Source organism: Bradyrhizobium sp. (genome assembly GCF_019242285.1).
GTDB lineage: Bacteria > Pseudomonadota > Alphaproteobacteria > Rhizobiales > Xanthobacteraceae > Bradyrhizobium.
This window is the reverse complement of record NZ_JAFAVV010000027.1, coordinates 1-7,412: the sequence shown is the minus strand read 5'-3', so window position 1 is coordinate 7,412 and position 7,412 is coordinate 1. Positions and strand designations below refer to the sequence as shown.

6 protein-coding genes and 1 pseudogene are annotated in these 7,412 nt (G+C 59.8%); 1 reads left to right on the top strand and 6 read right to left on the bottom strand.

Features of this window, described 5'->3' with window-relative positions; all coding sequences use genetic code 11:
- Positions 1-144 precede the first annotated feature (144 nt).
- The 6 genes and pseudogenes from JOY90_RS01375 to JOY90_RS01350 form a co-directional block, all read right to left on the bottom strand.
- Positions 145-776 (bottom strand): annotated as a pseudogene (locus tag JOY90_RS01375) (IS701 family transposase); the annotation flags it as partial.
- Positions 777-837: 61 nt separating this feature from the next.
- Positions 838-1,601, bottom strand: a protein-coding gene (locus JOY90_RS01370) for an IS5 family transposase (protein ID WP_291689383.1) whose coding sequence is annotated in 2 segments (ribosomal slippage) — positions 838-954 and positions 957-1,601 — 762 coding nt in all. Because the reading frame shifts where the segments join, the coding sequence is not laid out codon by codon here.
- A 196-nt stretch (positions 1,602-1,797) separates the two neighbouring features.
- Entirely contained in the window at positions 1,798-2,610 is an 813-nt protein-coding gene (locus JOY90_RS01365; protein WP_291689382.1) for a phosphotransferase, read from the bottom strand.
- Positions 2,611-2,747: 137 nt separating this feature from the next.
- A complete protein-coding gene (locus JOY90_RS01360) occupies positions 2,748-3,560 on the bottom strand; it encodes a phosphotransferase (RefSeq protein ID WP_291689381.1) in 813 nt (270 codons plus the stop codon).
- 293 nt (positions 3,561-3,853) lie between these two features.
- Positions 3,854-4,390: a protocatechuate 3,4-dioxygenase gene (locus tag JOY90_RS01355; protein WP_291689380.1), complete on the bottom strand. Its 537-nt coding sequence runs from the start codon at positions 4,388-4,390 to the stop codon at positions 3,854-3,856.
- A 1-nt stretch (position 4,391) separates the two neighbouring features.
- A complete protein-coding gene (locus tag JOY90_RS01350; RefSeq protein WP_291689379.1) occupies positions 4,392-5,378 on the bottom strand; it encodes a tripartite tricarboxylate transporter substrate-binding protein in 987 nt (328 codons plus the stop codon).
- A 179-nt stretch (positions 5,379-5,557) separates the two neighbouring features.
- Between JOY90_RS01350 and JOY90_RS01345 the strand changes: the two genes are divergently transcribed.
- Positions 5,558-7,138 carry a winged helix-turn-helix domain-containing protein gene (locus tag JOY90_RS01345; RefSeq protein WP_291689378.1) on the top strand — a complete coding sequence of 527 codons (1,581 nt, stop codon included), beginning with the start codon at positions 5,558-5,560 and terminating at the stop codon, positions 7,136-7,138.
- Positions 7,139-7,412: the final 274 nt, after the last annotated feature.

The window sequence follows — 7,412 nt, the reverse complement described above, 5'->3', positions numbered from 1 at the left end:
CAAAGCCGAAAGGCGGGACCGTATCGGAGCCAGAAGAGGCCTCGTCACCCCGGGCGACATCATCCCGGAATGCTGGGCGAGATCATCTCGGAATGGCGGGCGACATCAAATCGGAACGGTGGGCGACATCGAGCGGAATCAGCATCCGTATCCTGCATCCGCCAGCACACATCCAAAGCGCAAGTTGGCCGCCATCGCGCGGTCAATTTCGGCCAAAGCAATCTCCGGCTTGGACCGTGGCGTTCGGTGTTCGACTGGCACGCGAGCGCGCTTCAAACGAGACACGTCGCTTGTCAAACTGGCAGAAAGAGACGTAACGCGACCATCACTGGCACTTCGCCGCGCGCAAGCGTCAAAGACACCAGCGTTTGGCAATTTGCCGTTTTACCGAGAGCCGACGCGTATTGAGCTGCAACACCGACCGAGCGCTCACCCTTCTTCGGCAGTGAGGTGTCATCAATAACCAGCACCGCATCCCTGCCGCCGACAAGTCGGTCCGCCTGGTTGAGCAGCTCTGTCTCCAGCGGCGTAGCGTCCCAGACACCGTCCGCAATGAAATGGTGCAACTGGTCGTAGTTGCTCGTGGCAAGGCGTTCCGCCATCGGCTGAACGCTCTTGCGATCGCCAGGACCGATCAATCCCGCAACATACAGAGGACACATCCGCTGCCGCGTCTTATGACCCAGCCGGTCCAAGAACGGCATCAGCCAGCGTTCGAGTTCGTCTTCCCATCCCGGCATGGTCAGCCCTCCCGGAGCCGACCACCTATGAATCATTGAAAAATTGATTCGGGAATCCCATAAAACGCGACAAAATCAACAATCTGCCAAAGTAGTGCTAGGGCGCGGACTCATTAGCACGTTGCCAAATGCGGATTAATGCGAGCTTGACGAAGGCCAGATAGTTGGCCGCGAGTTTGTCGTATCGGGTCGCGATACGCCGACATTGTTTGATCTCTTGTTGAAGAACCGTTCGATCAAGTTGCGCGCGCGATACAGATACGGGCTGAAGCAGATCGGGTCTTTGCGATTGCGGTTCGGCGGAATGTTGGCCCAGGCGCCTTGCTGGCGGGCAAGTTCCCTGATCCAATCCGCGTCGTACCCACGATTCGCGAGCAGCATCGTTTGTGGAAGCAACGCGCTCAGAAGAACCGAACACATCCGATTGTCGTGCGCCTCACCCGGCGTGAGCGCGAGATAGACCGGCAGGCCGTTAGCGTCCACTACCGCGTGAATCTTGCTGGTCAGGCCCCCTCGCGAGCGACCCATATCTTGATTATTGTTGTCGGTGATGCAGGCTCCGTGCTGGTGCACGCGGACGACCGAGGTGTCGATCATCTGCACCGCCGCGTCATGACCGGCGGCCAGTGCATCCATGATCCGGTCCCATACGCCAGCCTGCCGCCAACGAACGAAGCGATTATAGCAAGTGGTGCGGGGACCATAGGTCTCCGGCAGATCGCGCCAGGGAGCACCTGAACGCAGAACCCAAAAGATGCCATTGAGCACGCGACGGTCATTTGCGCGCCGAACGCCGCGCGGCTTGTTCGGCAGCATCGGTTTGATGGCGGTCCATTCGTAATCGCTGAGTTCGTAGCGCATGATTCTAGGCTCCAGTTTCGGAGCTTGAATCACGTCTCGGGCAGAACCATCAACCGGCAAAACCGGACAATCGGCGTTTCCGAGAATACCCTCTAACCGGACATGACGCGGATATGACAAATCGACGCGACCCAAAGGAGACACTGACGGCTCGCTTCAACAGGCCACTCCGGCTCGCGCGCGCGACCAAAACAATTCAGTCTTCCAAGCGCAGAGCCGCTTCGATGCGCTGGATCAGCCGTTCCCGCAGCGAAGGCACCACGTTGCCGAGGACAACGAAGGTGCGGACGATGGGTAAATACGGCTCCATTGCCGCCGTCAGATCCGCGGGAGACATGCCGGCCAACCGCGCATATTCGGATTGCGCCGCGGCATTGGTAGCGCGCGGCCGCTCTGGATTGTCCGCTATTTCCGGGCCGAGTTCGGAAAGGATGATGTGCAAGAAGCCAAGCTCGAGGGCGACGGGCCCGCGCCTCGCGCCGCTCCAGTCGACGAGCCTTGGGCCTTCCGCTGTCATGATCACGTTACCGGGGCTCAAGTCGGTATGGCAAAGCCCGTCCCCCGGCGGCAAGCGATCGATCAGCGCGAGTATTTCAGTGGCGATGTGCTTCGGGAGCTTGCCGTCGTCGTGCCCTAACTCGGCCTCCATATATTCGCGCATGGAGAGGACCTCCGGCGGCAGGGGTGTCTTGTGAATGGACATGGCGAGAGCTGCTACGATCGCGCCGGCCTCTTCGAACGTCACCCCGCCGGTTCGGGTTAGCTGCAGCAGGGTCGGTCCATCGAGCCGCTGCAGCACGATGCCGAAGCGCCCGTCCAAGGTCACCTCGCCGAAAACCTCCGGCACCGGGACACCTGCGGCGAGGACGGCGCGGAGCATGCGCACCTCAAACCACGGCATCCACCGCGACACACCGGGTTTGAACAGTTTGACGACTTGCTCTGGCGCCCAGGCGTAGGCTTCGGAGTAGGCGCCTTCACCGATCTTTTCGCCCAGCGATCCCTGCATCTTTAGTCCCCGTGTTGCTGTGACCCTCACCCTATGGTAACTCGTCATAGGCGGCGAAGCGCCGCCCTTCTTCGAAGGCCATGGCTGGGCATGCCGGAGCGAGTATGTTGGCCCGGCGTAGACGGGATGACCGAGAGTCAACACCCCGCCGAGCGCAGGGCCGCCTCGACGCGCTGGATCAACCGCTCCCGCATGTCGGACCTGGCCCCGCCGAGCACGAGGAAGACGCGGGCGATCGGCAAATAGGGTTGCATCGCCGCCCTCAACGCCGCAGGGGCTAGGCCGGCCAGCCGCGCATACTCCGCCTGCAGAACTGAATTGACCGTAGCCCGCTCCGGATCGTCGGCGTATTCCGGGTCAAGCTCGGCAATCAGGACATGGCTCTGTGCAATCTCGTAGGCGGCAGGCGCCCGGGCCGCGCCGAGCCAGTCGCTCAGTTTTGGACCTTGCGCCGTCATGATCACGTTGCTGGTGTGCAGATCGGAATGGCACAGCACGTTATCGGGTGCGAGATGCTCGATCAGCGCGAGAACGCCGCTGGTGATGCGCTCCGGAAGCACGCGGCCGGCGAACCGCAATCTTGCGTCTATCGCCTCGCGCAGCGAAGGTGCCTCCGGCGGCGGTCGCGTCTTGTGAACGGCAAGGCAGAGCGTCGCAAGGATGGCGCCCGCTTGTTCACGCGTGACGGTGCCGGTGCGCGTCGCCTGTGTCAGCGCCGGCCCATCGAACAGCGGCAACACGATGCCAAAGCGACCGTCCAGGTTGACTTCGCCGAACATCTCCGGCGCCGGGCCGCCGACGGCGAACACCGCTCGGGTCATCTGCGCCTCGTGCTGGACGACCCACTGCGGGATACCTGGCTTGGACAACTTGACGACCTGAGCGGGCGCCCAGGCGTGGACATCAGCGAAGACGCCTTCGCCGATCTTGTCTCCCAGCGATCCTGGCATGCCCGTTCTCCGTGGTGCAGAGAAACGCCGGCAGCGAGCAAAAGGAATCCTCCCGTCGCGGGGCCGCCGGACACTATGATCACCTTTCAGCCTGCGGAGACCTTCGTCCACTCCGCTAAATGTTGCCAAGTCCGATGGCACTTAATGACCGAACTCGGCGCGAATTGAGACGTCCTGTTTTGACGGAGCAGCCGGCTTCATTTCCTAGGGAACAATGCTCCGAACGCAACTTCTCGAACGAGTGGTTATGAAACGGCTGGCATGAGACGAGCGTTCTAAAGTTTCAATGAGGTTCAACCGCGCGCAAGTACAATATCGAACTGCAATACGCCAAAACGATCTTGGGTAAGCGGGAGCGGCTTGGCGATCAGCAAATCGGGGTTGGCTACAGACATCAACAGCCGATCGGACGCGTTCAGTGGTTCGCCCGGAAAATACATCTGTGTAATCAGTCGCTCGAATTGCCCGCTGACTTCGAAATGAATGTGGGGCGCGCGCATCCAGTCGGGGCCCACGGGATAAGGCCCGGGCTTCACGGTTTTGATCCAGTATCCGCCATCATAGCCGGATTGAAGGATAGCAAAGCCTCTGAAGTTTGGATCCAGTGGCGCAGGGTTGGGATCATTTGGATGCACGTATCGGCCAAAGCTATTGGCTTGCCAGATCGTCAATCTTGCGGCGGGAATAGGCTCGCCCTTGTCATTAAGGACACGTCCCGTCACCTCAATGATCTCGCCCTCGGCGTGCCCCCTTTCAGTAAGGTCCCCCTGGGTGACGGGTATTGACCCCAGTGGAAAAAACGGTCCGAGAATCTGATGAGGCGTTCGCATCTTAATTCTCCGCCCTAAACCCGGACGCCTCCACGATCGGGCCCCACCGGTCGAATTCCGACTTGACCAGCCTGGCGAAATCTTCCGACGGCTCTCCGGCCGGGTCGAGAAACATCTTCGCCAATCCCGCTTTGACATCGTCGGTCTTGAGGGCGGCGCGGATAGTGGTGTTAAGGGTTTTGACCGCTTCCGCAGGCATCCTTGCCGGCACGAAGATGCCGAACCAATCGTCCTCCTCAATTATGGGATATCCGAGTTCCCTGGCCGTCGGCACATCGGGAAGCGCCGGGATACGCTGTGTTCCTGAGGTGAGCAGAGCTCGTAGCTTTCCTGACTGGGCGTAAGGCAGCGAAACGCCCGCCGGAAATATCGTCGCGGCGATCCGGCCGGCCAGCGAGTCCTGAACTGCCGCCAGCCCCTGATACGGCACATGGGTAAATTCAAACCCTGCAGCACGCGCCAGCGCGACACCAATGAAATGATGGAGCGAACCGGCGCCGATCGTACCGTACGTCGCCTGACCGGGATCGACGCGGCACCATGCTATGAAGTCGGCAAGTGTCTTTACCTGACCAGGCACCATCGGTCCCACTGCGAGCAGGAAAGGGAAACGGCAAACGGTAGTCACAGGCGTGAATTCCTGCAACGGGTCGTAGCCGAGCTTGTAGACGTGGGGAATGACGGCCATTGAAGACGATCCCGTCAAGAGCAGAGTCGTGCCATCAGCGGCACCGGACTTCACGGCTTCGAGCGCAATGCGCTCGCTTGCGCCGGGTCGATTTTCGACAATGAAGGGCGAGGCGTAATCCTTCATCGCCGTGGTAAGCAGCCTTGCCGTGACGTCCAGCGCCCCGCCGGGCCCAAAACCCACCATGATACGCGCGCCCCTAGCGCCGGTTTGTGCTTGCGCCAGTTGCCAGGCCTGCGGGACCATCGATGTCAGGGTTGTTGCAAACAGTCCAAGTGTGAAATGTCGCTTCGTGATCATGGCTGCATCCAGTCCCAAATCCCGGTCAATGGCTCGGGCTCGCTGATTGATGTTTTAACTATTTTGCGGTAACTTCGGTCTCCAGTCTTGAAGGAAAAATGCAATTTCCGTGAAATTGCCTGAAACCGGGCATCCCCGAACAATGGGTCGATCCGCGGTGGCAAAAAAGAACCGCGCTTATGATATTCCGGTTCGGTGATTATACGCTGGATGTTGTGCAAGGCTGTTTGAAGGCGGCCGATCGCGAAGTCGATTTGCGTCCCAAGAGCTTCGAGGTATTGCGCTGCCTGGTCGAAAATGTCGGACGCCTTGTCACAAAGGACGAATTGATCAAGACGGTCTGGCCGAGCACGATCGTGACCGACGAGTCGCTCGCGCGCTGCATTAGCGAAGTGCGCCAGGCGATTGGCGATGCGGATCAGACAATCATCAAGACCTTGCCGCGTCGGGGATACCGCTTTTCGAGTGCGGTCTTCCAGCATCCGGAGAACATCGGCCCCGGAGCCGTCGTCGCCTCGCCGCTCGCCGATAGCAGCGCGGGCTCCAAGCCCCGAATAACCGATCGGGCCTCCATCGCCGTACTCCCGTTTGCAAATCTCAGCGGCGATCCGCAGCAGGAGTATTTCAGCGATGGCATTACCGAAGACATCATCACAGAGCTGTCGAGGTTCTCGGAACTTGCTGTGATAGCGCGCAATTCGACGTTCCAGTATAAAGGTAAGGCGCTGGATATTCGGGATGTAGGGCGGCAGCTCGGCGTCAGTTATGTATTGGAAGGCAGCATCAGGCGCGCTGGTGATCGCATGCGCATCAGCGCACAGTTGATCGATGCTGCTTCCGGCGCTCACCTTTGGGCCGAACGGTACGACCGCGAGGTAAGCGATGTGTTCGTGGTTCAAGACGAGGTCACGCGCGCGATCGTCACGGTGCTGTCTGGTTACGTGAAGATGGCCGAAGCCGAACGCACCCTGTTGAAGCCGCCGGCGGCCTGGGAAGCCTATGATTATTACTTACAGGGTACGCGAGCATATTGGTTGGGGTTCACCGAGAGCTCGGTCGCCTCGACTTACGAAGCGCGTCGCTTCCTTGAAAAGTCGCTGTCGATCGATCCAAACTATGCACGTGCTTATGCAATTCTCGCGCGGTCCTACGTAGCCACATACCTAGAACCGCGCGATGGTGATTATTTGCTCGCAGCCGGCCTGGAGCGCGCTCATGAGTTCGCCAGAAAAGCCGTGCAGCTCGATGGCGGTCTGCCCGAAGCGCATGCCCAGTTTGGATGGGTGCTCTTGTTTCAAAGAAGACATGAAGCGGCGATCGCGGAATATGAGCGGGCCATCTCACTCAATCCCAACTTTACCGATACCAGCTTCGGTCTCTGTCTAATGTTTGCAGGTGAGCCCGAACGCGCTAGGGATATTCTGCAGGCTAATGTTCGTCTTGATCCCTTCCAGAATGCCAGCCGGCTGGGCTACATTGGCCACGCGCATTACATGTTGAATAGTTACCCGGAGGCGATACCCCCACTGCGGGAATGCGCATGGCGGATGCCCAATTTTCGCATCGTCAAACTGTGGTTGGCCTCGGCATACGCCCAGGCCGGACATTTCGCTGAAGCGCAGGCCGCAGCCGACGAAGTCCGGCGTATCGAGCCGCGATTTACCATCGACAGATGGAAAACCACCGCCGTCTACAAGAACCAGACGGACGCCGAGCACTTGTTCGATGGTCTCCGCAAGGCAGGACTATCGGAATGTTAGCACTGCACTTTGGTTATCTCCTTAGCGTCATCATGTGGCGATTTTGGACGACCGACTGAGAGAGCGTACTACCTAGATCCAGTGATGAATCTGGTGCGCCCGAGAAGGTATATTCGCGACCGGCTGCTCGTGTGAAGGGTTTCGGACGACGGCCCGCGGAGGACGGCGCCGCTTGCGCATGGGCCGTCGTCGGAAAGCCTCCAGGGAAGGAACCCGCGGGAAATTGAGGTGGAGCGGAGCCGCGCGCTATGGGGATTTGGTGTGGACGGTGCGC

Coding starts and splice junctions, on each gene's coding strand:
- JOY90_RS01350 (WP_291689379.1), bottom strand. CDS start 5,378: ATGATCACGAAGCGACATTTCACACTTGGACTGTTTGCAACAACCCTG.
- JOY90_RS01365 (WP_291689382.1), bottom strand. CDS start 2,610: ATGCAGGGATCGCTGGGCGAAAAGATCGGTGAAGGCGCCTACTCCGAA.
- JOY90_RS01355 (WP_291689380.1), bottom strand. CDS start 4,390: ATGCGAACGCCTCATCAGATTCTCGGACCGTTTTTTCCACTGGGGTCA.
- JOY90_RS01360 (WP_291689381.1), bottom strand. CDS start 3,560: ATGCCAGGATCGCTGGGAGACAAGATCGGCGAAGGCGTCTTCGCTGAT.
- JOY90_RS01345 (WP_291689378.1), top strand. CDS start 5,558: ATGATATTCCGGTTCGGTGATTATACGCTGGATGTTGTGCAAGGCTGT.